This window comes from Microterricola viridarii (assembly GCF_900104895.1).
Classification (GTDB): domain Bacteria; phylum Actinomycetota; class Actinomycetes; order Actinomycetales; family Microbacteriaceae; genus Microterricola; species Microterricola viridarii.
Genome location: NZ_LT629742.1, coordinates 1,074,680 through 1,099,902, shown reverse-complemented (window position 1 = coordinate 1,099,902; position 25,223 = coordinate 1,074,680). Strand labels below are relative to the sequence as shown.

Genomic DNA, 25,223 nt, shown 5'->3' with positions numbered 1-25,223 from the left:
GTTCATATCGTTGATGGCGCGCCAGCCTCCGCGATGACGAACGCGGTGGCGATGCCGGCGTCGTGGGTCATCGAGAGGTGCACGCGGTTGATGCCGCGCGCGGCGGCCTCGGCGGCCGTCGCGCCGTGCAGCGCGAATCCGGGGTTGCCGTGCTCGTCGTTGACGACCTCCATGTCGTGCCAGCGCAGGGTGCCCGGGCCGCCGAGCGCCTTGATCAGCGCCTCTTTCGCGGCGAACCGGGCGGCCAGCGACGAGGCAGAGCGGCCCCGTTCGCTCTCAGCGAACAAGCGCTCGAGGAGCCGCGGGGTCCGCGCGATGGCGCGCTCGAACCGGGCGAGGTCGACGACGTCGACACCGATTCCGATGATCACTGTGCCTCGCCTTGCTCTGGCAGCTTTCGCACGCCGCTAGCCGCGCCTACTCAACCGTGACGGACTTGGCGAGGTTGCGCGGCTGGTCGACGTCCAGGCCCTTGGCGATGGAGAGCTCCATTGCGAAGATCTGCAGCGGGATGACGGCCAGTAGCGGCTCGAACAGGGGTGCGGCCAGCGGAATGTGCACGACCTCGTCGGCGAAGGGAAGCACGGCGGCGTCGCCCTGCTCGGCGATCGCGATCACCCGGGCGCCGCGGGCGCGGATCTCCTGGATGTTGGAGACGACCTTGGGGTGCAGGCTCGCGGAGCCGCGCGGGCTCGGCACGACGACGAAAACGGGCTGACCGGGCTCGATCAGCGCGATCGGGCCGTGCTTGAGCTCGCCGGCGGCAAAGCCCTCTGCGTGGATGTATGCGAGCTCCTTGAGCTTCAGCGCGCCCTCCATGGCGATGGGGAACCCGACGTTGCGGCCGAGGAACAGCACGGAGCGGGTGTCCGCCATCCAGTGCGCGAGCTGCGCGATCGAGGCGCTGGACTCCAGCACCGTGGCGATCTTCGCCGGCACGGCGGTGAGCTCGCCCACCTGCACGGCCTGCTCGGCCGCGCTCAGCGTGCCGCGCACGCGGGCCAGGTGCAGGCCGAAGAGGTAGAGGGCGGTGATCTGTGCCACGAAGGCCTTGGTGGATGCCACGGCGACCTCCGGGCCGGCGTGCGTGTACACGACGGCATCCGACTCGCGCGGAATCGTGGCGCCCTGAGTGTTGCAAATGGAGATCACGCGGGCACCGGCCTCGCGGGCGTACTTGACGGCCATCAGGGTGTCCATGGTCTCGCCGGACTGGCTGATCGAGATGACCAGGGTGTCGTCGGTGATGACGGGCTCGCGGTAGCGGAACTCGTGGCTCAGCTCGATGGTCACGGGCACGCGCGCCCACTTCTCGATCGCGTACTGCGCGGTCATGCCGGCGTAGGCGGCCGTGCCGCAGGCGATGATCACGATGCGGCGGATGCCGGCCAGCACCTCGTCGCCGAAGGCCGTGAGTTCCGGGACCACGACGGCGTCGCCGACGATGCGGCCACGCAGCGTGTTGGCGACGGCGTCGGGCTGCTCGGCGACCTCCTTGGCCATGAAGCTGGACCAGCCGCCCTTGTCAGCCGCTGCGGCGTCCCACTCCACCTGGAAGGTCTCCATCTCGACGGGAGCCCCGGCGAAGTCGGTGACGGTGACGGACTCGGGGGTGATCGCGACGATCTGGTCCTGGCCGACGGCCATCGCGGTGCGGGTGTACTGCACGAACGCGGCGACGTCGGAGCCGAGGAAGTTCTCGCCGTCGCCGATGCCGATCACGAGGGGCGAGTTGCGGCGGGCACCGACGACGAGGTTCGGCTCGTCGCTGTGCAGGGCGAGCAGCGTGAAGGCGCCGTCCAGGCGTCGGACCGTGCTCTGGAAGGCGGTGCGCAGATCGCCGGTGGCGCGGTACTCGCGACCGAGCAGCGCGGCGGCGACCTCGGTGTCGGTCTCGCTGGTGAAGCTGTAGCCCTCGGCCAGCAGCTCGGCCTTGAGCTCGGAGAAGTTCTCGATGATGCCGTTGTGGATCAGCGCCAGCTTGCCGTCGTCGCCGAGGTGCGGGTGCGCGTTGACATCCGTCGGCCCACCGTGGGTGGCCCAGCGGGTGTGGCCGATTCCGGCGCGGCCGTCGCCGATCGGGTGCGCGGCGAGTTCGTCGGTGAGCTTGACCAGCTTGCCGGACTTCTTGGCAACGCCGAGCTCGCCATGGTCGTCGATCACGGCGACACCGGCCGAGTCATAGCCGCGGTACTCCAGTCGTCGCAGCCCGCCAACGAGTACCTCGAGGCTCTTCTTGTCACCGACATATCCAACGATTCCGCACATGAAGCATGATTTTAGTGGAGTTATTCCTGAAAGAGCAGGGCATGGCTCGATGGGGGCACCTCTGTGCACGTAAACTCGGGGGCTATGGCCGAGCAGCGCAACCAGAATGGCAACGGCCACAACTCACCCTTTGTGGAGCTGGAGCGAGCCGATTGGGCCGAACTGGCCTCCTCGACCCGCCTCCCCCTGCAGGAGACCGAACTGGTGCAGTTGCGCGGTTTGGGCGAGCCGCTGAACCTCGCCGAGGTGACCGATGTCTACCTACCGCTCAGCCGCCTGCTCAACCTCTACGTCGCCGGCACGCGCCAGCTGCACCGGGCCACGAGCGACTTCCTCGGCGAGCGGGCGGCGACGACGCCGTTCGTGATCGGCGTGGCCGGTTCGGTCGCCGTCGGCAAGTCGACGATCGCCAGGCTCCTGCGCGAGCTGCTCGCCCGTTGGGAGGACACCCCCCGCGTCGAGCTGGTCACCACCGACGGATTCCTGCTGCCCAACGCCGAGCTCGAGCGCCGCGGCCTGATGTCGCGCAAGGGCTTCCCCGAGTCCTACGACCGGCGGGCGCTGCTGCGCTTCGTCAGCGAGGTGAAGTCGGGCGCTCCGGAGGTCAAGGCGCCCTTCTACTCGCACCTCAGCTACGACATCGTGCCGGACGCCCAGATCACCGTCCGCCAGCCCGACGTGCTCATCGTCGAGGGCCTGAACGTGCTCCAGCCGCCCTCCCCCGGGCACCGCCTGGCCGTGAGCGACCTGTTCGACTTCACGGTCTACGTCGACGCCCGCACCTCCGACATCGCGCGCTGGTACGAGGAGCGCTTCCTCAAGCTGCAGCGCGGCGCGTTCAGCAACCCGAAGTCCTACTTCCACCGCTTTGCCGAGCTCTCGGAAGACGAGGCCCGCGCCCGGGCCCGCGGCATCTGGCAGAGCATCAATGAGCCGAACCTGTTGCAGAACATCCGGCCGACGCGCTCCCGCGCCACCCTCGTGCTGCGCAAGGACTCGGACCACGCCGTCTCCAGCGTCCTGCTCCGCAAGCTCTAGCCGCAGAGAGGGCTGCCTGCGCGGCCGGACGGGCGGCGATCAGCTCAAGCCGGTTCGCGGATGCGCCACGCACCACGCCGCGCGCGGCGCCCGTTTCGCGCGGCGCCGGCCCCCGCGTCCGCCAATCGGCTGCGGCTGCGCCTGCTCGAGCCCGGGTGGGCCCGACCGGCACAGGCCGAGTCGGCCGCGGCTGGTCGCGCTAGAGCGGGAGACGCTCGCGCACGACGTCGGCGAGGCTGTGGGCGAGCCGGTCGGCGGTGGCCTGGTCGGCCGCCTCCACCATGACGCGCACCATCGGCTCGGTGCCGGAGGGTCGCAGCAGCACGCGCCCGGTGTCGCCCAGCTCGGCTTCGGCGGCACGCACGGCCTCCGCGATGCCCTCGTCGCCGTGCATGGCCGTGTGGTTGACGCCGCGCACGTTCACGAGGATCTGCGGGAACACCGTCATCACGCTGGCGAGCTCGGCGATGGACTTGCCGGTGCGAGCCATCTCGGCCACCAGGTGCAGGCCGGTCAGCACGCCGTCGCCGGTCGTCGCATACTCGGTCATGATCACGTGGCCGGACTGCTCGCCGCCCAGGGCGAGGCCGTCGGCGTTCAGCTCCTCGAGCACGTAGCGGTCGCCGACCTTGGTCTCGACCATGGTGATGTCGTTGGCGGCCATCGCCTTGCGCAGGCCGAGATTGCTCATCACCGTCGCGACGAGGGTGTCCTTGGTGAGGTGGCCGCGTTCCTTCATCGCCAACGCGAGGATGGCCATGATCTGGTCACCATCGATGATATTGCCCTCGTGGTCGACGGCCAGGCAGCGGTCCGCGTCGCCGTCGTGGGCGATGCCGACGTCAGCGCCGTGCTCGAGCACGGCCTTGGCCAGGTTGTCGAGGTGCGTGGAGCCGACACCGTCGTTGATGTTCATGCCGTCGGGGTCTGCGCCGATCAGCGTCACGGTGGCGCCGGCCATGGTGAACACCTCGGGCGAGACGCCGGATGCCGCGCCGTGCGCACAGTCGAGGACGACGTGGATGCCCTCGAGGCGGTTCGGCAGCGTGCTGAGCAGGTGCAGGACGTAGCGGTCCTCGGCATCCGCGAACCGGCGGATGCGGCCGACGTCGCCGCCGGTGGGCAGCAGCACCTCCTTGTGGAGGTAGTCCTCGATGCGGTCCTCGACCTCATCCGGAAGCTTGGTGCCGCCGAAGGCAAAGAACTTGATGCCGTTGTCGGGGGCGGGGTTGTGCGATGCGGAGAGCATCACACCGAAGTCTGCGCCGATGTCGGCGATCAGGAAGGCCGCGGCGGGAGTGGGCAGCACCCCGGCGTCGAGAACATCGACGCCAGAGGAGGCAAGTCCGGCCGAAACGGCGGCGGTGAGGAACTCACCGGATATGCGCGGGTCGCGAGCGACGACCGCGACGGGCCGACGCCCGGAGGCGGCGCGTTCTTCTGCGTGGTGCCCCTTGGTGAGCACCGCTGCAGCGGCCTGGGCGAGGCCCAGGGCCAGGTCAGCCGTGAGTTCACGGTTGGCCAGGCCCCGGACGCCGTCCGTGCCAAAGAGTCGAGGCAAAGCCTGATACTCCCTGTGAAACGCCGGTTAGCGCTTCGAGAACTGCGAGGCCTTGCGGGCCTTCTTGAGACCAGCCTTCTTGCGCTCGATGACGCGTGCGTCACGAGTGAGGAAGCCGGCCTTCTTCAGGATCGCGCGGTTGTTCTCGCGGTCGATCTCGTTGAGTGCACGCGCGATGGCGAGGCGCAGTGCGCCAGCCTGGCCCGAGGGGCCGCCGCCGGTGACCTTGGCGACCACGTCGTAGGCGCCGACGAGGTCGAGCACCTTGAAGGGGTCGGTGATGAGCTGCTGGTGCAGCTTGTTGGGGAAGTACTCGGCGAACTCGCGCTTGTTCACGCTGAGCGTGCCCGAGCCGGGAACGAGGCGCACGCGGGCGATGGCCTGCTTGCGACGGCCGACGGCTGCGCCGCCAACGTTCAGCACGGCGCGGGGAGCCTTGGGGGCTGCCTCGGCCGGCGTCTCGGTGGAGTAGCTCTCCGGAGCGTCAATCTGGTCTGCGATCGTAGCCACGATGGTGGTAATCCTTTGTCTTAGAAGTCGAGAAGTCTGGGGCCGAGGTGCTCTACTGAGCGACCTGGGTCAGGGTGTACGGCACCGGCTGCTGCGCGGCGTGCGGGTGCTCGGAGCCTGCGTAGACCTTGAGCTTCTTGAGCTGAGCGCGGCCGATGGAGTTCTTCGGCAGCATTCCGCGGATCGCCTTCTCGACGGCGCGCTCGGGGTTCTTCTCGAGCAGCTCGGAGTAGGTGACGGCCGTCAGTCCGCCCGGGTAACCCGAGTGGCGGTAGGCCTTCTTCTGGTCGAGCTTGGCGCCGGTGAGGGCGACCTTGTCGGCGTTGATGATGATGACGAAGTCACCCATGTCCATGTGGGGGGTGAAGGTCGCCTTGTTCTTGCCGCGGAGGATCACTGCGGCGTGGCTTGCGAGACGGCCGAGAACGACGTCAGCTGCGTCAATGATGACCCAGCTGCGCGAAACTTCGGAAGCCTTCGGGGTGTAAGTGCGCGTCACTGTAGTGGCTGCTTTCTGTGTCGAACGGAGGTGTTCGTGAATCCCGCTCCGGGCGTGTTCCAGATGGAACACAAACGATGGAGGGCTCACGTTCGGGGGCCCGGCCAGCTAGCCGAGACACCAAGGATCAATACTAGACGGTCGGAGGCCTGCAGGCAATTCGCCCGGTCGATTGCCGGGGGCGCTTCGCGGGCGGATGCCGCTCCTAGAGCGCGCGGTGGGCGCGCGTCTCGGCGGCCCGCAGCGCGAGGGCGGCGTCATCGGGGTAGCCGACCTGGGTCAGCACGAGCCCGCGCGCGGGCATCACCTTGAACGCGGCGGTGCGCTCTCTCGCGTCGCGCAGCTCGAGCAGGCGCTCGACGCTCATCCGGCCCTCCCCGACCGCGACGCAGCCGCCGACGAGCGCCCGCACCATGCTGTGGCAGAAGGCATCGGCCTGCAGCGAGGCGACGAGCACGCCGTCGTCGTCGCGCCGCCAGGAGAAGGTCTGCAGGGTGCGGATGGTGGTGGCCATCGGCTTGGGCTTGCAGTAGGCGGCGAAGTCGTGCAACCCGCAGAGCGCCTGCGCCACCTGTTCCATTGGGGCGATGTCGTGCCGGCCGGGCAGCCACGTCGTCCGCGTGCGCTGCAGCGGGTCGCGCAGCGATTCGGCGTCGGCGATGCGGTACTCGTAGCGGCGCCAGAGCGCGCCGAAGCGGGCGTCGAAGCCCTCCGGGGCGATGCTCGCGGCCGTGATGACGATCTCGCCGCGCTGGCCCAGGATGCCGTTCAGGCGCCGCGCCAGGGCCGCGGCGGCGTCGGTGTCGGCCGCCCGCGCGTTCCGACCGCGCGGTGGGCGGAGCAGGCTGTCGGCCTGCTCCGGGCTGAGGTCGAGGTGCGCGACCTGGCCGGTGGCGTGCACGCCGGCATCCGTGCGGCCGGCGACGGTGAGCCGCGGAATGGGCGGATTCCGCTGCAGGATCGTGGCCAGCGCCGACTCGATGTCGCCCTGCACGGTGCGCAGGATCGGTTGAATTCCCCAGCCGTTGAAGTTCGTTCCGTCGTAGGCGATATCGAGGCGGATGCGGACGCCGTCCGCCTGAAACTGCTCACTCACGGCATCAAGTCTAGGAGACAGTCGAATCTCAGAAGACCGAGACGAGGGCGAGCCGCCGCTCCCCCGCCCGGAAGCCGAGCCGTTCGTACAGGGTGTGCGCCTGGGTCGGGCTGTCGGCGTCGACGTCGAGGATCGCCAGCTCCAGCCCGGCCTCCTGGGCGGCACGGAGCGTTGCGGCGATGCAGGCCGGCGCAATGCCCCGGCCGCGATGGCTCCGCACCGTCCCGACCCGGTCGATGTACACGCTGCGGAGGCCCCGGGCATGCCCGTCGTCCTCGTTGACGCTGGCCAGGGAGAATCCGACGACGCGCGTTCGCGGACGGCCGCCGTCCCCCGCCTCGTCGACAACCGCCAGCCAGGAGAGGTCGGGGCGGAAGACGTCGCCGGTGATCCATTGATCCCACGACTCCGCGGCCTTGGGCTGGTTGCCCCAGTGGTCGCGGAACGCGTCGTTCCTCGCCTCCAAGGCGCCGGCGGAGAGTTCGGCAGTGAACGGCACGATGCGCACGCCGCTCGGCGCAGGCAGGGCGGGGATCGCGACATCGAGCCCCCGGCGCATGGTGCTGAAGTAGCGGGTCACCCGCAGCCCGAGCCGGAGCGCCACCGAGATCGCGCCCCGGCTGGCCTCCTCGCGGAACGCGGTGATCCAGCCGGGCAGGCGGGCATCGCATGCCGCGAGCCGCTGCAGGGCGCGGCCGTACTGCCAGGCCATCAGTTCCCGGCCGATGCCGTGCTCGCGCCAGAGCGGGTGCACGCCGCCCAGCAGGTACACCTGCACCCGTTCGCCGGCACCGGGCGCCTCCGCGACGACGCCGTAGGCCAGCACGGTGCCGTCGGCGCCGAGCGCCACCAGCGTGTCCCTGGCCGCGTCGATGTGCGCGGCCCGGAGGTTGCCCGCGATCCACTCGCGCGTGGTGAACCAGTCGGGGTGGTCGGCCTCGTCGACCGCGCGCTGCATGGCGGCGATGCCGTCCAGGTCGTCCAGGGATGCGGGCCGCCAGAGCGCCACCTCCGGGTGCCGCGGCATCCGCAGCGCGGCCGGGGCGCTCACCCGCTCGCTCAGCGAGGAAAGTGACCGGGGTGAAAGGGACGTCGACGTGGCCGTGGCGTTCATGCCTTCCACCCTAGGCCAGCCCGCCGCCCGGCCCCGGGGCCGCACGGCCCTGGAGGAGGGCACGACGAAGGGCCCCGGACAGTGTCCGGGGCCCTTCGGCTGAATCAGGTGAAGCGAGGCGCCTTATTCGGCAGCCTTCTCCTCGGCCGGAGCCTCGGTGGCCTCAACCTCGGTGGCCTCAGCCTCGACGACCTCGACGGTCTCCTCGGCGGGGGCGACGGCCTCGGCCGGTGCCTCGACGGGAGCCTCGGCAGCTGCAGCAGCAGCGGCCTTCTTGGCCGACTTCGGCTTGGCGACGACGGGCTCGAGAACGAGCTCGATCTGCACCATGGGGGCGTTGTCACCCTTGCGGAAGCCGAGCTTCGTGATGCGGGTGTAGCCGCCCTCACGCTCTGCAACCTGGGGGGCGATCACGGTGAACAGCTCGTGCACGACGGTCTTGTCGCCGATGCTGGCCAGGACGCGACGACGTGCGTGCAGGTCGCCCTTCTTGGCGAAGGTCACAAAGCGCTCAGCAACGGGCTGCAGGCGCTTGGCCTTGGTCTCCGTGGTCTTGATCGACTTGTGCGTGAACAGGGCGGCAGCCAGGTTAGCGAGCATGAGGCGCTCGTGTGCCGGACCGCCTCCGAGGCGGGGGCCCTTAGTAGGCTTAGGCATTTTCTATGTCTCCAGTATCAAATGTGGTGGGAAGCTCTGCGACGAGCCGCGGGTAGCGCGAAACGCTAGTTGGTCTCGTCTTCGAAGCCGCTGTAGAAGTGGGCGCCGTCGAATCCAGGAACGGAGTCCTTGAGCGACAGGCCGAGCTCTACGAGCTTGTCCTTGACCTCATCCACCGACTTCTGTCCGAAGTTGCGGATGTTCATGAGCTGGGTCTCCGAGAGGGCGACCAGTTCGCTCACGTTGTTGATGCCCTCGCGCTTCAGGCAGTTGTACGAGCGCACCGAGAGGTCGAGGTCTTCGATCGGAATCGAAAGCTCGCTCGAGAGAACGGCGTCGACAGGAGCCGGGCCGATCTCGATGCCCTCAGCGGCGGTGTTCAGCTCGCGGGCGAGGCCGAACAGCTCGGTCAGCGTACGACCAGCGGATGCGATTGCATCGCGCGGGCTGATGGCCGACTTGGTCTCGACGTCGACCACGAGGCGGTCGAAGTCAGTGCGCTCACCGGCACGAGTTGCCTCGACGCGGTAGGTCACCTTGAGAACGGGCGAGTAGATCGAGTCGACCGGAATCTGGCCAGCCTCGGAGTACTCGTTGCGGTTCTGCGTCGCGGACACGTAGCCGCGGCCGCGCTCGATGGTGAGCTCGAGCTCGAACTTGGCGGTGTCGTTGAGCGTCGCGATGACGAGCTCGGGGTTGTGCACCTCGACGCCGGCCGGAGCCGAGATGTCGGCGGCGGTGACCTCACCGGCGCCCTGCTTGCGCAGGTAGGCGGTGATGGGCTCGTCGTGCTCGCTCGAGACGACCAGACCCTTGATGTTCAAGATGATCTCGGTGACGTCTTCCTTCACACCGGGAACGGTGGTGAATTCGTGGAGAACGCCATCAATGCGGATGCTGGTGACAGCAGCGCCGGGGATCGAGGAAAGCAGGGTGCGGCGAAGCGAGTTGCCGAGGGTGTAACCGAAGCCGGGCTCGAGGGGCTCGATAACGAACCGCGAGCGGAATTCGGAAATGTTCTCTTCGGTAAGCGTTGGACGCTGTGCAATAAGCACTATTGATTCCTTTCGGCTAAGTGTCCGCTATATGACACTTGCGTTGTCGACCGGGTAGCTGGCCCGGCGTTGTTGAATTGTGTAAGGAACTGTCCACGGCCCGAGCCTGCCGGGCTCCCCGAGGGGGGCCAGGCAGGCTCAGGCTAGGACGAAGAGTGCGTTATACGCGGCGACGCTTGGGCGGGCGGCATCCGTTGTGAGCCTGGGGCGTCACATCGTTGATGGAGCCAACCTCGAGGCCCGCGGCCTGAAGCGAACGAATCGCCGTCTCGCGACCCGAACCCGGGCCCTTGACGAAGACGTCAACCTTCTTCATGCCGTGCTCCTGCGCCTGACGCGCAGCCGACTCGGCGGCGAGCTGTGCGGCGAACGGGGTCGACTTGCGCGAACCCTTGAAGCCGACGGCGCCGGACGATGCCCAGCTGATAACAGCTCCGCTGGGGTCGGTGATCGAAACGATCGTGTTGTTGAAGGTGCTCTTGATGTGGGCCTGGCCCACAGCAATGTTCTTCTTTTCTTTCTTGCGTGGCTTACGTGCGGCCGACTTGGGTGCTGCCATGATTTCTCCTGAATCCTAGAGGGGAGGTCGCTGGCCGGGGCCTAGCGAGCCTTCTTCTTGCCGGCGACGGTGCGCTTCGGGCCCTTGCGGGTACGAGCGTTGGTCTTGGTGCGCTGTCCGCGCACGGGCAGGCCGCGACGGTGGCGGATGCCCTCGTAGGATCCGATCTCAACCTTGCGGCGGATATCGGCGGCGACCTCGCGGCGAAGGTCACCCTCTACCTTGAAGTTGCCCTCGATGTAGTCGCGAAGTGCAACGAGCTGGTCGTCGCTGAGGTCCTTGACGCGGATGTTTCCGTCGATCTCGGTGTCAGCGAGGGTCTTGAGCGCACTCGTGCGCCCAACACCGTAAATGTAGGTCAGTGCGATCTCCACGCGCTTTTCGCGCGGGATGTCTACGCCTGCAAGACGTGCCATGGTGGCTTCTCCTGTGGATGAGTGGAGGTGTGGTGCATCCCCGGTGCCACGGCCTCCAACCGTGGGTGTCCCCTGGGCGTCAGACGCTCAGGTTCTTGGAAATGCGTTGCGGTGTTGAGTTGTGTATCTGCCCCGTGAAGGAGGAGAGACTAGCCCTGACGCTGCTTGTGGCGCGGGTTGCTCTTGCAGATGACCATGACGCGGCCGTTGCGGCGAATCACCTTGCAGTGCTCGCAGATCGGCTTAACGCTGGGGTTGACCTTCATTGTGGTTCCTTGTTTTTTCGCTGTCTTCGTACTCGCGGGATGCCGCGAGCCGTTACTTCCAGCAGCCCGTTACTTGTAGCGGTAAACGATCCGACCACGGGTCAGGTCGTAGGGGCTCAGCTCCACAATCACGCGGTCCTCTGGGAGGATGCGGATGTAGTGCTGACGCATCTTGCCCGAGATGTGGGCAAGAACCTTGTGTCCGTTGGTGAGCTCTACGCGAAACATCGCGTTGGGCAGAGCTTCTACCACCGAGCCCTCGATTTCGATGACGCCGTCTTTTTTGGCCATAGCCTCTTCGTCGCTACTAAGTAATGGATGCTGATCGTGCGTTTGTTCCGGTGTTTTCGACCAGCTGGGAACAGCTAACTGAGGCACGCAAAACGTGCACAAAACACCAAGGGTCAATCTTATGCGATGAGCACGGATTTTGCCAAGTCAGGGGGTATCATTCCCGAACTCCGCTCATCTGTGCGCTCAGCGGATGCCGTCGGCGTACGCCCGGGCAGCGGCGTGAGCCTCTGCTGCACCGTCGGCCGACAGCGCCGCCTCGGCCAGGGCCGCGGCCTGCGCGGAGTCGAAGCGGAGCAGCGACGCCCGCACGTCGGCGATCGCAGCGGGCGACATCGACAACGTGGTCGCGCCGAGGCCGACGAGCACGACGGCCAGCAGCGGATCAGCTGCGGCCTCGCCGCAGATCCCGACCGGCTTGCCGCTGGCCCGGCCGGCCGCTCCCACCTCGGCGATCAGGCGGAGCACGGCCGGGTTCCACGGGCTCTGCAGCGCGGCGACGGTGCCGAGCAGACGGTCGGCGGCCAGCGTGTACTGGGTCAGGTCGTTGGTGCCGATCGATGCGAAGTCGCTCGCCCGCAGGATCCTGTCAGCCAGGAGCGCGGCGGACGGCACCTCGACCATCACACCGGCCACCCGGATGCCGAGCTCGTGGGCGAGGGCGCTGAAATACTCGGCCTCCTCCACGGTGGCGACCATGGGAGCCATCACCCAGAGGTCGGCGTTGGCCTCCGCATCGGCGGCGGCCAACGCGCTCAGCTGATCGCGCAGGATCTCCTCGTGGGCGCGCAGCGCGCGAATGCCGCGCAGACCGAGGGCCGGGTTGTCCTCGTGCCCGTCGTCCAGGAAGGCGAGCGGTTTGTCCGCCCCGGCGTCGAGCACGCGCACGACGACCTTCTTGCCGTCGAACGCCTGCAGCAGGCGGCCGTACTCGAGCTGCTGCTCTGCGACGGTCGGCGCGGTCGCCGCGTCGAGGAAGAGGAACTCGGTGCGGAACAGCCCGACGCCTTCTGCACCGGCCGCCAGCGCGGCGACCGCGGCGTCCGCGGAGCCCAGGTTGGCCAGCAGCGGCACCGGGGTGCCGTCGGCGAGTGCGCCCGGGGTGAGCGGTGCGCTGAGACGCGCGGCCCTGGCGGCGCGCCTGGCCTCGGCATCCTCCAGCTCCTCCGGGGTCGGGTCGGTCACCAGCAGGTCGTTCTCGGCGTCCACGATGACCTCGTCGCCATCGCGGAGCACGCTCGCCCCGTCGGCGGCGACAATGGCGACGATGGCCTTGTCGCGGGCGAGGATCGCGGTGTGCGAGGTGGGCCCTCCGCCGATGGTGACGAGGGCGAGCACCTGCTCGAGGTCCAGCGTGGCGGTGTCGGCCGGGGCGAGGTCGCGGGCGACGAGGACGAACGGGTGGCCGGGGTCAGGCACACCGGGCGCCGGCTGGCCGAGCAGCTCGGCGATGACCCGCTGCGAGACGTCGTCGACGTCGGTGGCGCGCTCGGCCATGTAGCCGCCGAGGGCGAGGAGCTGGGCGCGGTAGGCGGCGTAGGCCTCGTGCACGGCGCGCTCGGCCGTCTTGCCGGCGTCGACGCGCGCATCGAGGTCGCTCTCCAGCATCGGGTCCTCGGCGAACATGGCCTGGGCTTCGAGCACCTCTGCTGCCGCGCCGCCCGCCTGCTCGCCGCGGCGGCGGAGCTCGGCGGCGACCGCGGCCAGTGCCTCTGCCGCGCGTGCCTTCTCCGCAGCGGGGCTCAGCGCGCTGGGCCTGTCCACCGGCTCCGGCAACGGCTCGGGCATGCGCACAACCCTGCCGATCGCGATTCCGCTTCCAATGCCGGTTCCGCTGACGTTCATGGGCCTACCCTAACCGCTCGGCCCGATGATGTGAATTGGTGGCGGTGATCCTCGCTCAGATACCGAGCGCGGCGCGGAGCCGGGCCACATGCCCGTTCGGGTCGACCCGGTACTCGATGCTCTGCAGCACACCGTCTGCGTCGATGACGGCGGTGGTGCGGAGCAGCCCCTCTGAGATCTGGCCGTCGCGGGTCTTCTGGCCCCATGCTCCCCATGCCTTCGCGACGCGGGCGCCCTCGTCGGACAGCAGGGGGAAGCTCAGCTGCTCCGCCTCGGCGAACTCGCTGAGGCGCGCCACCGGATCGGGTGACACCCCCAGCACGGTGTAGCCGGCGCTCTGGAGGCTCGCCAGGTTCTCGCGGAAGTCGCAGGCCTCGGTGGTGCAGCCCGGGGTGAACGCCGCCGGGTAGAAGTAGAGGATGACGGCCCCGCCGCGATAGTCGCTGAGCGCCCGTCGCGTGCCGCGCGCATCGGTCAGGACGAAGTCGGGAGCAGGCTCCCCCGCGACGGCCAGTACTGCAGGACTTGTCATGATCGTGCTCCGCTAGGGAATCGGGACGGGGACCACGCCGAGCGGCGCGAGCTTCGCGGCACCGCCGTCGACGGCGGTGAGCACCCAGATGCCGCCGCTGTGCACGGCGACGCTGTGCTCCCAGTGCGAGGCGTCGCTGCCGTCCTCGGTGGTGACGGTCCACTCGTCGTCCTGGGTGAACGTGTCGATGTCTCCGGCGACGACCATCGGCTCGATGGCGACGACGAGGCCGGGCTTGACCTCCGGGCCCTTCTGGCGCACCCGGTAGTTGAACACCGGGGGCTCCTCGTGCATGCTGCGGCCGATGCCGTGGCCGATGTAGTCGGTCAGGATGCCGTACGGCTCGTCGCGGCCGGGCGCGGGGTTGGCCTCGACGTAGCCCTGCACCGCGTCGCCGACCTCGTTGAGGTGGCGCGCGCGGGCCAGGCGGGCGATGCCTGCCCAGAGCGAGCCCTCGGTGACATCGGAGAGGTGCTGCCGGGCGGCGACCAGCTCGGGTCGGCTGGGGTCCGGGACCACGACGGTGAAAGCCGAGTCGCCGCTCCACCCGGCGACGTCGGCGCCGCCGTCGACGGAGACGATGTCGCCGGGCTCGAGCGGACGGCTGCTCGGGATGCCGTGCACGACGTCGGCGTTCACCGAGATGCACAGCGTGTGGCTGTAGCCTGGCACCATCTGGAAGTTCGAGACCCCGCCGGCCGCGATGATCGCGGCCTCGGCGATGGCGTCGAGTTCAAGCGGGGTGATGCCCGGGCGGATGCTGTTGCGCACCGCGTCGAGGCCGGCGGCCGTGACCAGGCCGGGCGCCACCATCTGCCGGAGCTCGGCGGCTGACTTGTAGATCGAGGCGCGACGGAATCCCACGGAGAGCCCTAGGAAGCGACGGCGGCGGAGTCGGCTGAGCCGATTCCCGCTGCCTGCAGTGCTGCGCTGATGCGGTCGCCGACCTCGTCGACGCTGCCGAGGCCGTCGACGTCGATCAGCAGGCCACGCTCGCGGAAGACCTCGACGAGCGGGGCGGTCTCGCGGAGGTAGACCTCCTGGCGGTGGCGGATGGCCTCTTCGGTGTCGTCGGCGCGGCCCTGCTCGTGGGCGCGCTTGGTGAGCCGGGCGATGAGCTCCTCCTGGTCGGCGACCAGGCGGATCACGGCCTCGAGGGGCTGACCCTTCTTCTCCAACAGCGCGTCCAGGTAGTGCACCTGCTCCAGCGTGCGGGGGTAGCCGTCGAGGAGGAAGCCGTTGGCGGCGTCCGCCTCGTCGAGGCGAGAGGCCACGATCTCGTTGGTGAGCGAGTCCGGCACGTAGTCGCCGGCGGCGACGATCGCCTTGACGCGCAGGCCGAGCTCAGTCTCGTTCGTGATGTGGAAGCGGAAGATGTCGCCGGTCGAGATGTCGGGGATCCCGAACGTCGCGCCGATGCGCTTGGCCTGAGTGCCCTTGCCGGCGCCGGGCGGGCCGACGATCAGGAGGCGTGCGCCCCGGGCGATGTTGCTCTCTGCGGTGGTAGTGCTCATCGCAGCAACCCTTCGTAGTGACGCTGCTGCAGCTGCGAGTCGATCTGCTTGACCGTCTCGAGACCAACACCAACGATGATCAAGATGGACGCGCCGCCGAACGGGAAGTTCTGGTCGGCGCCGACCGCGGAGAACGCGACCAGCGGCAGCAGGGCGATGATGCCCAGGTACAGCGCGCCGGGAAGCGTAATGCGGGTGAGCACATAGTCGAGGTACTCGGCGGTGGGTCGACCGGCACGGATGCCGGGGATGAAGCCACCGTACTTCTTCATGTTGTCAGCGACCTCTTCAGGGTTGAAGGTGATGGCGACGTAGAAGTAGGTGAAGCCGACGATGAGCAGGAAGTACAGCGCCATGTAGAGGGGCTGGCCGCCGCCGGTGAGGTTCGCGGTGACCCAGAGCACCCACGGCTGCGGCTCCTGGCCGGGTGCCGGCTGGTTGAACTGCGCGATCAGTGCGGGCAGGTAGAGCAGCGAGGAGGCGAAGATCACGGGGATCACGCCGGCCATGTTGACCTTGATCGGGATGTAGGTGTTGTTGCCGCCGTAGGTGCGGCGCCCCACCATGCGCTTGGCGTACTGCACCGGGATGCGTCGTTGCGATTGCTCGACGAAGACGACGGCGGCGACGACCACGAGCCCGATGGCGATCACGATGGCGAGGGTTCCCCAGCCCTTGGATGCGGCAATGCGGCCGAGCGAGTTCGGGAACATGGCGGCGATCGAGGTGAAGATCAGCAGCGACATGCCGTTGCCGACGCCGCGCTCGGTGATGAGCTCGCCCATCCACATGATGACACCGGTACCGGCGGTCATCGTGAGGACCATCAGCATGATGGCGTACCAGGCGTCGTTGGTCAGCAGCTGGGTACATGCCGGGCCGCCAGAGCTGCCGAACAGCGCGCCACTGCGGGCGACGGTGATCAGAGTGGTCGACTGCAGCACTGCCAGCGCGATGGTGAGGTATCGGGTGTACTGCGTCAGCGTTGACTGACCCGACTGACCCTCCTTGTAGAGGGTCTCAAAGTGTGGGATGACCACGCGCAGCAGCTGCACGATGATCGAGGCCGTGATGTACGGCATGATGCCCAGCGCGAAGATGGAGAGCTGGAGGAGGGCTCCACCGCTGAACAGGTTGACGAGCTCGTAGAGACCAGAGGTGTCCGAGGTAGCCGCGAGACACTGCTGCACGCTGTTGAAGTCAACGAACGGCGCCGGGATAAACGAGCCCAGTCGGAACAGGGCAACCATGCCCAAGGTGAATCCGATCTTCCTGCGAAGATCGGGCGTGCGGAAGATCCGCGCGATGGCGCTAAACACAAGGCCTCCTGTAATTCCGTGAAGAATCAGTCACTGCAATCACACCCATTGTGTGAATCGAGCCTGCCGGGCCCCCACGAATACTACGCGAGGTCCCGGCAGGCTCGTTACAACTACTGGTGCTTTTAGTTGATTGATCCGCCAGCGGCGACGATCTTGGCCTCGGCGGAGCCGGAGACCTTGTCGACGGTGACATTCAGCTTAACGCTGATGTCGCCCTCGCCGAGAACCTTGACCTTCTCGTTGTTGCGCACCGCACCCTTGGCGACCAGGTCGCTGATGGTGACGTCTCCACCGGTGGGGTAGAGCTCGGCGAGCTTGTCCAGGTTGACAACCTGGTACTCAACGCGGAACGGGTTCTTGAAGCCGCGCAGCTTGGGGGTGCGCATGTGCAGAGGCATCTGCCCACCCTCGAAGCCGATACGAACCTGGTAGCGGGCCTTGGTGCCCTTGGTGCCGCGACCCGCGGTCTTACCCTTGGATCCCTCACCACGACCAACGCGGGTCTTGGCCTTCTTGGCGCCGGGAGCCGGACGAAGGTGGTGCACCTTCAGAACCTGCTCGCGGGCCTCGACGACCTCAGCCTTGGCCGGAGCCTTGGCAGCTGCAGCCTTGGCCGGAGCCTTGGTTGCGGCCTTCTTGGCCGGAGCCTTGACGGCGTCCTTCTCTGCTGTTTCCTTGGCGTCAGCCATTAGTCAATCTCCTCGACCTTGACAAGGTGAGCGACAGTCTTGACGTACCCGCGGTTCTGCGGGGTGTCTTCACGAACGACAACGTCACCGATGCGCTTGAGACCCAGGCTGCGAAGCGTGTCGCGCTGGTACTGCTTCTCACTAACTTTGGACTTGATCTGCGTAACCTTGAGCTGCGCGGCCATTACGCACCTGCCTTCGCTGCTGCGGCGGCCTCGGCTGCCTGAGCCTCTGCACGAAGCAGACGAGCCGGGGCGACCTCGTCGTAGGGGAGCCCACGACGGGCGGCAACTGCACGAGGTTCCTCGAGCTGCTGCAGGGCTGCGACGGTTGCGTGCACGATGTTGATCGTGTTCGAAGAACCGAGCGACTTGCTCAGAACGTCGTGGATGCCAGCGCACTCGAGGACGGCGCGAACCGGGCCACCGGCGATAACACCGGTACCGGCAGCGGCCGGACGCAGCAGGACGACGCCGGCTGCAGCCTCACCCTGCACGGGGTGCGGGATGGTGCTGGCGACGCGGGGGACGCGGAAGAAGTTCTTCTTTGCCTCCTCGACGCCCTTGGAGATGGCGGTCGGGACCTCGCGGGCCTTGCCGTAGCCAACGCCAACGAGTCCGTTGCCATCGCCGACGACGACGAGAGCGGTGAAGCTGAAGCGACGACCACCCTTGACGACCTTCGACACGCGGTTGATGGTGACAACGCGCTCCAGGAACTGGCTCTTCTCAGCGTCGCGGGCTCCGCGATCGCCGCGGTTGGGGTTGCGCTCACGGCCGCCGCGACGAGCCTCACGCTCGTTCTGGGCGGGAGCCGTCGACGCAGCGGTCTCCACCGGTGCCTCTACAGCCACCTCTTGCTCCTTAGTAATCTCGCTCACAGCTTGAGCCCTGCCTCTCGCGCTCCATCGGCAACAGCAGCGATACGACCTGCGTACTTGCTACCACCACGGTCGAAAACGACTGCGTCAATGCCGGCAGCCTGCGCGCGCGCGGCGACGAGCTCGCCGATCTTGCGGGCCTTGGCCGACTTGTCGCCGTCGAAGGTGCGCATGTCTGCTTCCATGGTCGACGCCGAGGCCACGGTGTGGCCCTTGCTGTCGTCCACGACCTGCACGAAGATGTGACGAGCCGAACGGTTGACGACGAGGCGCGGACGAACCGCGGTGCCCTCGATCTTCTTGCGAAGTCGGGTGTGGCGACGTGTGCGCGCAGCCGACTTGCTCTTTCCTCTGGTTCCGAGACCCATGGTTACTTACCAGCCTTTCCGGCCTTACGACGGACAACCTCGCCGGCGTAGCGGATGCCCTTGCCCTTGTAGGGCTCCGGCTTCTTGATCTTGCGGATGTTGGCGGCAACCTCACCGACGGCCTGCTTGTCGATGCCTGCAACGGTGAGCTTGGTGTTGCCCTCGACCGTGAAGGTGATGCCCTCAGGGGCGTCAACCGTGACGGGGTGCGAGAAGCCGAGAGCGAACTCGAGCGAGTTGCCCTTCTGCGCGACGCGGTAACCGGTGCCGACGATCTCGAGGCCCTTGGAGTAGCCCTCGGTGACGCCGATGATGTTGTTTGCGATGAGCGTGCGCGTGAGGCCGTGCAGCGAACGCGATGCGCGCTCGTCGTCGGGGCGAGTGACCAGAACCTGGTTCTCCTCGACCTTGGCCTCGATCGGGCTGGCGATGACGAGCGAGAGCTCGCCCTTCGGGCCCTTGACGGCGACGTTCTGGCCCGAGATCGTCACAGTGACGCCTGCGGGAATGTCAATGGGAAGTCGACCAATACGTGACATAGGTGGTTACCACACGTAGGCGAGGACTTCCCCACCCACGCCCTTCTTCTCGGCCTGGCGGTCCGTGAGGAGGCCGCTGGAGGTGGACAGAATGGCAACACCGAGGCCACCGAGAACCGTGGGGATCTCGGTCGACTTTGCGTAAACGCGGAGGCCGGGCTTCGAGACACGCTTGATGCCAACGATCGAGCGCTCACGGTTGGGGCCGAACTTGAGGGCCAGCGTGAGGGTCTGTCCGACCTTCGCGTCGGTGACCTCGAAGCCGGAGATGTAACCCTCACGCTTGAGGATTTCAGCAATGTGCGACTTGAGCTTGCTGTGCGGCATAGACACGGTGTCGTGGTACGCCGAGTTAGCGTTGCGCAGTCTGGTCAGCATGTCTGCGACCGGATCTGTCATCGTCATATGGATGCATTTCCTTCATTCACCAGGTTTCGACGCGCTTTACAAGGGCGCCGACCTGTGGTGCTGGGGCGCATGCGGTTGCATACGCCCGGTATTAGGTTGGCTCCCTGCGCAAGCAAGGAGCCAACCTATAGATACTACTAGGAGTTCTCGGCCGTCTTGAACGGGAAGCCGAGCGCCTTGAGCAGCGCGCGACCCTGTTCGTCGTTCTTGGCAGTCGTCACAACAGTGATGTCCATGCCGCGAACGCGGTCGATCTTGTCCTGGTCGATTTCGTGGAACATAACCTGCTCGGTCAGACCGAAGGTGTAGTTGCCGTTGCCATCGAACTGCTTGTCCGACAGGCCGCGGAAGTCGCGGATGCGGGGCAGAGCGAGGGACAGCGTGCGGTCCAGGAACTCCCACATGCGGTCGCCACGAAGCGTGACGTGGGCGCCGATGGGCTGGCCCTCACGCAGCTTGAACTGGGCGATCGACTTGCGAGCCTTGGTGACCTGCGGCTTCTGACCGGTGATCTTGGTCAGGTCGGCAACAGCGCCATCGATGATCTTGCCATCGCGGGCTGCCTCACCGACACCCATGTTCACGACGATCTTGACGAGTCCGGGGATCTGGTTGACGTTTGTCAGGCCGAGCTCGGCCTTCAGAGCGTCAGAGATCTCTCCCTGGAACTTCGCCTTGAGACGCGGCTGGATTTTGCCAGTAGCGATGTCAGTCATTAGAGGTCCTTACCTGACTTCTTGGCGTAACGAACGCGGACCGTCTTGGTGACGCCGTCCTTCGTTACTTCCTCATTGCGGAAACCGACGCGCGTGGGCTTCTTGGTCTCGGGGTCGACGAGCGCAACGTTGGACACGTGGATCGATGCCTCGTGCTTCTCGATGCCGCCCGTCTTGGTGCCACCCTGAGTCTGGCCGACGCGAACGTGCTTGGTGACGAAGTTGACACCCTCCACGATCACGCGGTTCTTCTCAACGAGGACCTGGATGACCTTGCCCTGCTTGCCGCGGTCACCGCCCTTTTCCTGGCGGCGGCCGGTGATGACCTCTACGAGGTCACCCTTCTTGATGTTCGCCATGACTTAGATAACCTCCGGTGCCAACGAGATGATCTTCATGAACTTCTTGTCACGAAGCTCACGGCCGACCGGGCCGAAGATACGGGTACCGCGGGGGTCACCGTCGTTCTTCAGGATCACTGCGGCGTTCTCGTCGAACTTGATGTAGGAACCGTCGGGACGACGGGTCTGCTTTTTGACGCGCACGACGACAGCCTTGACGACGTCGCCCTTCTTGACGTTGCCGCCGGGGATTGCGTCCTTGACGGTGGCAACGATGACGTCACCGATGCCGGCGTAGCGGCGGCCGGAGCCACCGAGAACGCGAATGGTGAGAAGCTCCTTGGCGCCTGTGTTGTCGGCAACCTTGAGCCGTGATTCTTGCTGAAGCACTTCTAACTCCTTCTACGAAGCAAGCCCGAGGGCTTACTTGGCCTTCTCGAGAATCTCGACCAGGCGCCAGCGCTTGGAGGCGCTGAGGGGGCGGGTCTCGCTGATGACAACGAGGTCGCCGATGCCCGCGGAGTTCAGCTCGTCGTGAGCCTTCACCTTGGACGTGCGGCGGATGACCTTGCCGTACAGGGGGTGCTTCACGCGGTCTTCGACCTCAACGACGATGGTCTTGTCCATCTTGTCGCTGGTGACGTAGCCACGACGGGTCTTGCGGTAGCCGCGAGCGAGTTCGGTCGTCTCGGCGACCTCGGCTGCAGCAGCCTTCTTGGTCTCAGCCATGACTAGGCCTCCTTCGTCTCTTCAGCCGAAGGAGCCTCAGCGGCGTCCTTCTTGGCCTTGGTCTTCTTCTCAGCCTTGGCAGGAACCTCGACCGGTGCGGGCGTGGCACGAATGCCCAGCTCGCGCTCACGGAGAACCGTGTAGATACGAGCGATGTCGCGCTTGACCGCACGCAGGCGGCCGTGGCTCTCGAGCTGACCGGTGGCCGACTGGAAGCGCAGGTTGAACAGCTCCTCCTTGGCCTTCTTCAGCTCGTCGACGAGACGCTCGTCTTCAAATGTGTCCAGCTCGACGCTTGCGAGCTCCTTGGATCCGATCGCCATTATGCGTCGCCCTCCTCGCGCTTGATGATGCGTGCCTTGAGGGGCAGCTTGTGAATTGCACGGGTCAGTGCCTCGCGGGCCAGTGTCTCGGGGACACCGGCAACCTCGAAGAGCACGCGGCCCGGCTTGACGTTAGCGACCCACCACTCGACGGAACCCTTACCGGAACCCATGCGGGTTTCGGCCGGCTTCTTGGTCAACGGACGGTCAGGGTAGATGTTGATCCACACCTTTCCGCCACGCTTGATGTGACGCGTCATGGCGATACGAGCGGACTCGATCTGACGGTTGGTCACATAAGCGGGGGTCAGGGCCTGGATACCGAACTCACCGAAGGAAACCTTGGTGCCACCGGTGGCCTGGCCGCTACGACCCGGGTGGTGCTGCTTGCGGTGCTTGACTTTACGTGGAATCAACATGGTTATGCCTCAACTCCTGCTGCGACCGGCGCCTGTGCCTCTGCACGGGGTGCACGGCGCGGGCGGTCGTCACGACGCTCGGGGCGCGACGACTTCTGGTTCGCCTGCTCGCGAGCGAGTTCCTTGTTGGTGATGTCACCCTTGTAGATCCAGACCTTCACGCCGATGCGGCCGAAGGTGGTCTTTGCCTCGTAGAAGCCGTAGTCGATGTTCGCGCGCAGGGTGTGCAGGGGCACACGGCCTTCGCGGTAGAACTCCGAGCGGCTCATCTCGGCGCCGCCGAGGCGGCCGGAGACCTGGATACGAACACCCTTGACTGCGGGGGTCCGCTGAGCGCCCTGCAGGCCCTTACGCATTGCGCGGCGGAAGGCCACACGTGCGGAGAGCTGCTCGGCAATGCCCTGAGCAACGAGCTGAGCGTCGGCCTCGGGGTTCTTGACCTCGAGGATGTTCAGCTGGATCTGCTTCTTCGTGAGCTTCTCGAGGTCGGCGCGGATGCGCTCGGCCTCTGCACCACGACGACCGATCACGATGCCCGGACGGGCGGTGTGAATGTCGACGCGGACACGGTCACGGGTGCGCTCGATCTCGATGCGCGAAACGCCGGCACGGTCGAGCGAGGTGCTCAGCATGCGACGGATCTTGACGTCTTCCGCGACGAAGTCGCGGTAACGCTGCCCGGGCTTCGTGCTGTCAGAGAACCAACGCGACACGTGGTCGGTGGTGATTCCCAGACGGAAGCCATAGGGGTTTACTTTCTGACCCATTACTTCGTGCCCTCCTCAGGAGTGGTGAGCACAACAGTGATGTGGCTGGTGCGCTTCAGAATCTGGAATGCGCGGCCCTGTGCGCGCGGCTGGAAACGCTTGAGGGTTGCACCCTCGTCCACGAATGCCTGCGAGATGAACAGATCCTGCTCATCAAGGAAGGTGTTCGAGGCGTCTGCCTTGACTCGCGCGTTGGCGATTGCCGAGGCAACCAGCTTGTACACGGGCTCGCTCGCACCCTGAGGGGCGAACTTCAGGATTGCCAGAGCTTCCTGTGCCTGCTTGCCGCGGATCAGGTTGACAACGCGACGAGCCTTCTGGGGGGTGACGCGGATGTGTCGCACGCGTGCGATCGACTCCACCATTTCTTCTCCTCCTTCACGTCACCGCGTTAGCGGCGACGGCCCTTCTTGTCGTCCTTCACGTGACCACGGAAGGTGCGAGTGGGCGCGAACTCGCCGAGCTTGTGCCCGACCATGGTTTCGGTGACGAACACCGGAATGTGCTTGCGACCGTCGTGCACTGCGATGGTGTGTCCCAGCATGGCGGGGATGATCATCGAGCGGCGCGACCAGGTCTTGATCACGTTCTTGTTGTTGGCTTCGTTCGCCGTGATCACCTTGCGGAGCAGGTGGTCATCAACGAAGGGGCCCTTCTTAAGACTGCGTGGCATCTTCTACAACTCCTACTTACGCTTCTTGCCGACATTGCGTCGACGAACAATGAGCTGGTCGCTGGGAAGGTTGCGCTTGCGTGTGCGGCCTTCCTTCTGGCCCCAGGGGCTGACCGGGTGACGTCCACCGGAGGTCTTACCCTCACCACCACCGTGCGGGTGGTCGACCGGGTTCATAGCGACACCACGCACGGTCGGGCGAACGCCCTTCCAGCGCATACGGCCGGCCTTACCCCAGTTGATGTTCGACTGCTCGGCGTTGCCGACCTCGCCGATCGTGGCGCGGCAGCGTGCGTCGACGTTGCGGATTTCGCCCGACGGCAGACGAAGCTGCGCGTAGGGGCCGTCCTTGGCGACGAGACGAACCGATGCACCGGCCGAGCGGGCCATCTTCGCGCCGCCACCGGGGCGGAGCTCGATAGCGTGAATCACGGTACCGGTGGGGATGTTCTTCAGCGGCAGGTTGTTGCCGGGCTTGATGTCAGCGCCGGGACCCGACTCGACAATGTCACCCTGCGACAGCTTGTTCGGAGCGATGATGTAGCGCTTCGTGCCATCGACGTAGTGCAGAAGAGCAATACGTGCAGTGCGGTTGGGGTCGTACTCGATGTGAGCGACCTTCGCGTTGATGCCGTCCTTGTCATTGCGCTTGAAGTCAATGACACGGTACTGGCGCTTGTGGCCACCACCGATGTGACGGGTCGTGATGCGTCCCTGGTTGTTACGTCCACCGGTCTTGGGCAGCGGGCGCAGCAGCGACTTCTCGGGGGTCGAGCGGGTGATCTCTGCGAAGTCCGCAACAGAAGATCCGCGACGACCCGGGGTCGTGGGCTTGTACTTACGAATAGCCATGTTTTTCCTCTGCTCCCTAGCCGACAGCCGTGAAGATGTCGATGGAACCGGACTTGAGCGTGACAATGGCACGCTTGGTGTCCTTGCGCTTGCCCATGCCGAACTTGGTGCGGCGGGTCTTGCCCTGACGGTTCAGGGTGTTGATGGACGCGACCTCGACGTTGAAGATCTTCTCGATAGCGAGCTTGATCTCAGTCTTGTTCGAGCGGGGGTCCACGACGAAGGTGTACTTACCCTGGTCGATCAGGCCGTAGCTCTTCTCGGAAACGACCGGAGCGATGATGACGTCGCGCGGGTCCTTGTTCTGAGTGGCGCTCATGCGGAGACCTCTTCCTTCTTGCTCTTCGAAGCGATGAACGCCTCGAGCGCAGCCTTGGTGAAGACGATGTCGTCAGAGACGAGCACGTCGTAGGCGTTCAGCTGGTCGGCCTGCAGCACGTGCACCGACGGGATGTTGCGCACGGCCTTGGCGTTCGCAACGTCACCGCGCTCGAGCACGACGAGAACGTGCTTCGAGGTTGCGACGTGAGCGAGGAGCCCAAGAGCGGCCTGCGTGTTCGGGGTCTCGTTCAGAACGAGAGACTCGACAGCGTGCACGCGTGCTCCACGAGCGCGGTCCGAGAGCGAGCCGAGCAGAGCAGCGGCAATCATCTTCTTGGGGGTGCGCTGCTCGTAGTTACGAGGCGTCGGGCCGTGGACAATTCCACCACCGGTCATCTGAGGGGCGCGGATCGAGCCCTGACGAGCGCGACCGGTTCCCTTCTGCTTGAACGGCTTGCGGCCTGCACCAGAAACCTCGCCGCGACCCTTGGTCTTGTGCGTGCCCTGGCGTGCGGCAGCGAGCTGCGCGACAACGACCTGGTGGATGAGCGGAACGTTCGTCGGAACGTCAAAGAGCTCGGCGGGCAGCTCGATGGAGCCGGCCTTCTTGCCCTTCACGTCGACGACGTCGATGGTGTTGGTAGCGGTAGCCATC

The 25,223-nt window shown here is 66.4% G+C and carries 37 protein-coding genes; 1 reads left to right on the top strand and 36 read right to left on the bottom strand.

What is annotated here, in order from left to right:
* Positions 1 to 2 precede the first annotated feature (2 nt).
* Both BLT62_RS05040 and glmS read right to left on the bottom strand, forming a co-directional pair.
* Complete coding sequence (locus tag BLT62_RS05040) at positions 3 to 371, bottom strand: holo-ACP synthase (protein ID WP_083363079.1); 369 nt, start codon at positions 369 to 371, stop codon at positions 3 to 5.
* A 46-nt stretch (positions 372 to 417) separates the two neighbouring features.
* Positions 418 to 2,268 carry a glutamine--fructose-6-phosphate transaminase (isomerizing) gene (gene glmS / locus BLT62_RS05035; RefSeq protein WP_083363078.1) on the bottom strand — a complete coding sequence of 617 codons (1,851 nt, stop codon included), beginning with the start codon at positions 2,266 to 2,268 and terminating at the stop codon, positions 418 to 420.
* Between the two features lie 84 nt (positions 2,269 to 2,352).
* On the opposite strand from glmS, the gene coaA reads away from it, so the two are divergent.
* Positions 2,353 to 3,306, top strand: a complete 954-nt coding sequence (gene coaA / locus BLT62_RS05030; RefSeq protein ID WP_083363077.1) for a type I pantothenate kinase — start codon at positions 2,353 to 2,355, stop codon at positions 3,304 to 3,306.
* Positions 3,307 to 3,505: 199 nt separating this feature from the next.
* Here the strand turns inward: coaA and glmM are convergent, their stop codons facing one another.
* The 34 genes from glmM to rplD form a co-directional block, all read right to left on the bottom strand.
* Positions 3,506 to 4,867 (bottom strand): phosphoglucosamine mutase, encoded by a 1,362-nt coding sequence (gene glmM, locus BLT62_RS05025; protein ID WP_083363076.1) that lies wholly within the window; start codon positions 4,865 to 4,867, stop codon positions 3,506 to 3,508.
* A 27-nt stretch (positions 4,868 to 4,894) separates the two neighbouring features.
* Complete coding sequence (gene rpsI, locus BLT62_RS05020) at positions 4,895 to 5,377, bottom strand: 30S ribosomal protein S9 (protein WP_083363075.1); 483 nt, start codon at positions 5,375 to 5,377, stop codon at positions 4,895 to 4,897.
* Positions 5,378 to 5,429: 52 nt separating this feature from the next.
* Positions 5,430 to 5,876, bottom strand: coding sequence for a 50S ribosomal protein L13 (rplM, locus tag BLT62_RS05015; RefSeq protein ID WP_083363074.1), 447 nt, complete (start codon positions 5,874 to 5,876; stop codon positions 5,430 to 5,432).
* A gap of 205 nt (positions 5,877 to 6,081) precedes the next feature.
* Positions 6,082 to 6,972, bottom strand: a complete 891-nt coding sequence (gene truA / locus BLT62_RS05010) for a tRNA pseudouridine(38-40) synthase TruA (RefSeq protein ID WP_083363073.1) — start codon at positions 6,970 to 6,972, stop codon at positions 6,082 to 6,084.
* Between the two features lie 28 nt (positions 6,973 to 7,000).
* Positions 7,001 to 8,086: a GNAT family N-acetyltransferase gene (locus tag BLT62_RS05005; RefSeq protein WP_083363072.1), complete on the bottom strand. Its 1,086-nt coding sequence runs from the start codon at positions 8,084 to 8,086 to the stop codon at positions 7,001 to 7,003.
* A 123-nt stretch (positions 8,087 to 8,209) separates the two neighbouring features.
* Positions 8,210 to 8,743 (bottom strand): 50S ribosomal protein L17, encoded by a 534-nt coding sequence (gene rplQ, locus BLT62_RS05000; RefSeq protein ID WP_083363071.1) that lies wholly within the window; start codon positions 8,741 to 8,743, stop codon positions 8,210 to 8,212.
* A 65-nt stretch (positions 8,744 to 8,808) separates the two neighbouring features.
* The gene (locus BLT62_RS04995) at positions 8,809 to 9,798 is read right to left on the bottom strand and encodes a DNA-directed RNA polymerase subunit alpha (protein WP_083363070.1); all 990 of its coding nucleotides are present in this window, start codon (positions 9,796 to 9,798) and stop codon (positions 8,809 to 8,811) included.
* A gap of 160 nt (positions 9,799 to 9,958) precedes the next feature.
* The gene (rpsK, locus tag BLT62_RS04990; protein WP_047405459.1) at positions 9,959 to 10,357 is read right to left on the bottom strand and encodes a 30S ribosomal protein S11; all 399 of its coding nucleotides are present in this window, start codon (positions 10,355 to 10,357) and stop codon (positions 9,959 to 9,961) included.
* 41 nt (positions 10,358 to 10,398) lie between these two features.
* On the bottom strand, positions 10,399 to 10,773 hold the full coding sequence (gene rpsM, locus BLT62_RS04985) for a 30S ribosomal protein S13 (protein ID WP_047405457.1): 375 nt from the start codon (positions 10,771 to 10,773) through the stop codon (positions 10,399 to 10,401).
* Positions 10,774 to 10,922: 149 nt separating this feature from the next.
* Positions 10,923 to 11,039 (bottom strand): 50S ribosomal protein L36, encoded by a 117-nt coding sequence (gene rpmJ / locus BLT62_RS04980; protein WP_047405455.1) that lies wholly within the window; start codon positions 11,037 to 11,039, stop codon positions 10,923 to 10,925.
* Between the two features lie 69 nt (positions 11,040 to 11,108).
* Positions 11,109 to 11,330, bottom strand: coding sequence for a translation initiation factor IF-1 (gene infA, locus BLT62_RS04975; RefSeq protein WP_021759551.1), 222 nt, complete (start codon positions 11,328 to 11,330; stop codon positions 11,109 to 11,111).
* Positions 11,331 to 11,516: 186 nt separating this feature from the next.
* Entirely contained in the window at positions 11,517 to 13,175 is a 1,659-nt protein-coding gene (gene ptsP / locus BLT62_RS04970; protein ID WP_083363069.1) for a phosphoenolpyruvate--protein phosphotransferase, read from the bottom strand.
* 55 nt (positions 13,176 to 13,230) lie between these two features.
* Positions 13,231 to 13,707 carry a peroxiredoxin gene (locus BLT62_RS04965; protein ID WP_083363068.1) on the bottom strand — a complete coding sequence of 159 codons (477 nt, stop codon included), beginning with the start codon at positions 13,705 to 13,707 and terminating at the stop codon, positions 13,231 to 13,233.
* Positions 13,708 to 13,719: 12 nt separating this feature from the next.
* Positions 13,720 to 14,571 (bottom strand): type I methionyl aminopeptidase, encoded by an 852-nt coding sequence (map, locus tag BLT62_RS04960; protein ID WP_083363067.1) that lies wholly within the window; start codon positions 14,569 to 14,571, stop codon positions 13,720 to 13,722.
* A gap of 8 nt (positions 14,572 to 14,579) precedes the next feature.
* Positions 14,580 to 15,221: an adenylate kinase gene (locus BLT62_RS04955; RefSeq protein ID WP_083363066.1), complete on the bottom strand. Its 642-nt coding sequence runs from the start codon at positions 15,219 to 15,221 to the stop codon at positions 14,580 to 14,582.
* Positions 15,218 to 16,540 (bottom strand): preprotein translocase subunit SecY, encoded by a 1,323-nt coding sequence (secY, locus tag BLT62_RS04950; RefSeq protein WP_083363065.1) that lies wholly within the window; start codon positions 16,538 to 16,540, stop codon positions 15,218 to 15,220. Before secY ends, BLT62_RS04955 begins: the two co-directional genes overlap by 4 nt.
* Positions 16,541 to 16,665: 125 nt before the next feature.
* Positions 16,666 to 17,232 carry a 50S ribosomal protein L15 gene (gene rplO / locus BLT62_RS04945; protein WP_083363064.1) on the bottom strand — a complete coding sequence of 189 codons (567 nt, stop codon included), beginning with the start codon at positions 17,230 to 17,232 and terminating at the stop codon, positions 16,666 to 16,668.
* On the bottom strand, positions 17,232 to 17,417 hold the full coding sequence (gene rpmD, locus BLT62_RS04940) for a 50S ribosomal protein L30 (protein WP_083363063.1): 186 nt from the start codon (positions 17,415 to 17,417) through the stop codon (positions 17,232 to 17,234). Before rpmD ends, rplO begins: the two co-directional genes overlap by 1 nt.
* The gene (gene rpsE / locus BLT62_RS04935) at positions 17,417 to 18,112 is read right to left on the bottom strand and encodes a 30S ribosomal protein S5 (RefSeq protein ID WP_083363062.1); all 696 of its coding nucleotides are present in this window, start codon (positions 18,110 to 18,112) and stop codon (positions 17,417 to 17,419) included. The genes rpmD and rpsE overlap by 1 nt, the downstream gene beginning before the upstream one ends.
* Positions 18,109 to 18,480, bottom strand: a complete 372-nt coding sequence (gene rplR, locus BLT62_RS04930) for a 50S ribosomal protein L18 (RefSeq protein WP_083363061.1) — start codon at positions 18,478 to 18,480, stop codon at positions 18,109 to 18,111. Before rplR ends, rpsE begins: the two co-directional genes overlap by 4 nt.
* 2 nt (positions 18,481 to 18,482) lie before the next feature.
* Complete coding sequence (gene rplF / locus BLT62_RS04925) at positions 18,483 to 19,019, bottom strand: 50S ribosomal protein L6 (protein WP_083363060.1); 537 nt, start codon at positions 19,017 to 19,019, stop codon at positions 18,483 to 18,485.
* A 6-nt stretch (positions 19,020 to 19,025) separates the two neighbouring features.
* The gene (gene rpsH / locus BLT62_RS04920; protein WP_083363059.1) at positions 19,026 to 19,424 is read right to left on the bottom strand and encodes a 30S ribosomal protein S8; all 399 of its coding nucleotides are present in this window, start codon (positions 19,422 to 19,424) and stop codon (positions 19,026 to 19,028) included.
* Positions 19,425 to 19,564: 140 nt separating this feature from the next.
* Complete coding sequence (gene rplE / locus BLT62_RS04915) at positions 19,565 to 20,143, bottom strand: 50S ribosomal protein L5 (protein ID WP_104474253.1); 579 nt, start codon at positions 20,141 to 20,143, stop codon at positions 19,565 to 19,567.
* Positions 20,143 to 20,502 (bottom strand): 50S ribosomal protein L24, encoded by a 360-nt coding sequence (gene rplX, locus BLT62_RS04910; protein WP_083363058.1) that lies wholly within the window; start codon positions 20,500 to 20,502, stop codon positions 20,143 to 20,145. The genes rplE and rplX overlap by 1 nt, the downstream gene beginning before the upstream one ends.
* A 3-nt stretch (positions 20,503 to 20,505) precedes the next feature.
* Positions 20,506 to 20,874: a 50S ribosomal protein L14 gene (gene rplN / locus BLT62_RS04905; RefSeq protein WP_047405432.1), complete on the bottom strand. Its 369-nt coding sequence runs from the start codon at positions 20,872 to 20,874 to the stop codon at positions 20,506 to 20,508.
* A gap of 33 nt (positions 20,875 to 20,907) precedes the next feature.
* Positions 20,908 to 21,213 carry a 30S ribosomal protein S17 gene (gene rpsQ / locus BLT62_RS04900; protein ID WP_083363057.1) on the bottom strand — a complete coding sequence of 102 codons (306 nt, stop codon included), beginning with the start codon at positions 21,211 to 21,213 and terminating at the stop codon, positions 20,908 to 20,910.
* 2 nt (positions 21,214 to 21,215) lie between these two features.
* Entirely contained in the window at positions 21,216 to 21,536 is a 321-nt protein-coding gene (gene rpmC / locus BLT62_RS18295) for a 50S ribosomal protein L29 (protein WP_083363056.1), read from the bottom strand.
* Positions 21,536 to 21,955, bottom strand: a complete 420-nt coding sequence (gene rplP / locus BLT62_RS04890; protein ID WP_083363055.1) for a 50S ribosomal protein L16 — start codon at positions 21,953 to 21,955, stop codon at positions 21,536 to 21,538. The genes rpmC and rplP overlap by 1 nt, the downstream gene beginning before the upstream one ends.
* A gap of 2 nt (positions 21,956 to 21,957) precedes the next feature.
* Complete coding sequence (gene rpsC / locus BLT62_RS04885; protein ID WP_067225650.1) at positions 21,958 to 22,722, bottom strand: 30S ribosomal protein S3; 765 nt, start codon at positions 22,720 to 22,722, stop codon at positions 21,958 to 21,960.
* On the bottom strand, positions 22,722 to 23,087 hold the full coding sequence (gene rplV / locus BLT62_RS04880; RefSeq protein ID WP_067225646.1) for a 50S ribosomal protein L22: 366 nt from the start codon (positions 23,085 to 23,087) through the stop codon (positions 22,722 to 22,724). Before rplV ends, rpsC begins: the two co-directional genes overlap by 1 nt.
* 26 nt (positions 23,088 to 23,113) lie before the next feature.
* A complete protein-coding gene (gene rpsS, locus BLT62_RS04875) occupies positions 23,114 to 23,395 on the bottom strand; it encodes a 30S ribosomal protein S19 (RefSeq protein ID WP_047405419.1) in 282 nt (93 codons plus the stop codon).
* Between the two features lie 12 nt (positions 23,396 to 23,407).
* A complete protein-coding gene (gene rplB, locus BLT62_RS04870; RefSeq protein WP_083363054.1) occupies positions 23,408 to 24,247 on the bottom strand; it encodes a 50S ribosomal protein L2 in 840 nt (279 codons plus the stop codon).
* A gap of 16 nt (positions 24,248 to 24,263) precedes the next feature.
* Positions 24,264 to 24,566, bottom strand: coding sequence for a 50S ribosomal protein L23 (gene rplW / locus BLT62_RS04865; protein ID WP_055834670.1), 303 nt, complete (start codon positions 24,564 to 24,566; stop codon positions 24,264 to 24,266).
* Entirely contained in the window at positions 24,563 to 25,222 is a 660-nt protein-coding gene (gene rplD / locus BLT62_RS04860) for a 50S ribosomal protein L4 (protein WP_083363053.1), read from the bottom strand. The genes rplW and rplD overlap by 4 nt, the downstream gene beginning before the upstream one ends.
* Between the last annotated feature and the right edge of the window lies 1 nt (position 25,223).

Excerpts from the sequence above, each read along its gene's own strand:
- rplO (WP_083363064.1), bottom strand. The coding sequence starts at position 17,232 with ATGGCTGACGCCAAGGAAACAGCAGAGAAGGACGCCGTCAAGGCTCCG.
- glmS (WP_083363078.1), bottom strand. The coding sequence starts at position 2,268 with ATGTGCGGAATCGTTGGATATGTCGGTGACAAGAAGAGCCTCGAGGTA.
- BLT62_RS05005 (WP_083363072.1), bottom strand. The coding sequence starts at position 8,086 with ATGAACGCCACGGCCACGTCGACGTCCCTTTCACCCCGGTCACTTTCC.
- rplR (WP_083363061.1), bottom strand. The coding sequence starts at position 18,480 with ATGGGTCTCGGAACCAGAGGAAAGAGCAAGTCGGCTGCGCGCACACGT.
- infA (WP_021759551.1), bottom strand. The coding sequence starts at position 11,330 with ATGGCCAAAAAAGACGGCGTCATCGAAATCGAGGGCTCGGTGGTAGAA.
- rplQ (WP_083363071.1), bottom strand. The coding sequence starts at position 8,743 with ATGCCTAAGCCTACTAAGGGCCCCCGCCTCGGAGGCGGTCCGGCACAC.
- rpsH (WP_083363059.1), bottom strand. The coding sequence starts at position 19,424 with ATGACGATGACAGATCCGGTCGCAGACATGCTGACCAGACTGCGCAAC.
- rpsQ (WP_083363057.1), bottom strand. The coding sequence starts at position 21,213 with ATGGCTGAGACCAAGAAGGCTGCTGCAGCCGAGGTCGCCGAGACGACC.
- rpsS (WP_047405419.1), bottom strand. The coding sequence starts at position 23,395 with ATGCCACGCAGTCTTAAGAAGGGCCCCTTCGTTGATGACCACCTGCTC.
- rplW (WP_055834670.1), bottom strand. The coding sequence starts at position 24,566 with ATGAGCGCCACTCAGAACAAGGACCCGCGCGACGTCATCATCGCTCCG.
- rplX (WP_083363058.1), bottom strand. The coding sequence starts at position 20,502 with ATGGCGAACATCAAGAAGGGTGACCTCGTAGAGGTCATCACCGGCCGC.
- ptsP (WP_083363069.1), bottom strand. The coding sequence starts at position 13,175 with ATGAACGTCAGCGGAACCGGCATTGGAAGCGGAATCGCGATCGGCAGG.
- rplV (WP_067225646.1), bottom strand. The coding sequence starts at position 23,087 with ATGGTGGAGTCGATCGCACGCGTGCGACACATCCGCGTCACCCCCCAG.
- BLT62_RS04955 (WP_083363066.1), bottom strand. The coding sequence starts at position 15,221 with ATGAGCACTACCACCGCAGAGAGCAACATCGCCCGGGGCGCACGCCTC.
- rplB (WP_083363054.1), bottom strand. The coding sequence starts at position 24,247 with ATGGCTATTCGTAAGTACAAGCCCACGACCCCGGGTCGTCGCGGATCT.
- rplP (WP_083363055.1), bottom strand. The coding sequence starts at position 21,955 with ATGTTGATTCCACGTAAAGTCAAGCACCGCAAGCAGCACCACCCGGGT.
- coaA (WP_083363077.1), top strand. The coding sequence starts at position 2,353 with ATGGCCGAGCAGCGCAACCAGAATGGCAACGGCCACAACTCACCCTTT.
- rpsC (WP_067225650.1), bottom strand. The coding sequence starts at position 22,722 with ATGGGTCAGAAAGTAAACCCCTATGGCTTCCGTCTGGGAATCACCACC.
- rpsK (WP_047405459.1), bottom strand. The coding sequence starts at position 10,357 with ATGGCAGCACCCAAGTCGGCCGCACGTAAGCCACGCAAGAAAGAAAAG.
- rpmC (WP_083363056.1), bottom strand. The coding sequence starts at position 21,536 with ATGGCGATCGGATCCAAGGAGCTCGCAAGCGTCGAGCTGGACACATTT.
- BLT62_RS04965 (WP_083363068.1), bottom strand. The coding sequence starts at position 13,707 with ATGACAAGTCCTGCAGTACTGGCCGTCGCGGGGGAGCCTGCTCCCGAC.
- rpmD (WP_083363063.1), bottom strand. The coding sequence starts at position 17,417 with ATGGCCGCGCAGCTCAAGGTTACGCAGATCAAGTCCAAAGTTAGTGAG.
- rplE (WP_104474253.1), bottom strand. The coding sequence starts at position 20,143 with ATGACTGACATCGCTACTGGCAAAATCCAGCCGCGTCTCAAGGCGAAG.
- rpmJ (WP_047405455.1), bottom strand. The coding sequence starts at position 11,039 with ATGAAGGTCAACCCCAGCGTTAAGCCGATCTGCGAGCACTGCAAGGTG.
- rplD (WP_083363053.1), bottom strand. The coding sequence starts at position 25,222 with ATGGCTACCGCTACCAACACCATCGACGTCGTCGACGTGAAGGGCAAG.
- rpsM (WP_047405457.1), bottom strand. The coding sequence starts at position 10,773 with ATGGCACGTCTTGCAGGCGTAGACATCCCGCGCGAAAAGCGCGTGGAG.
- rplF (WP_083363060.1), bottom strand. The coding sequence starts at position 19,019 with ATGTCACGTATTGGTCGACTTCCCATTGACATTCCCGCAGGCGTCACT.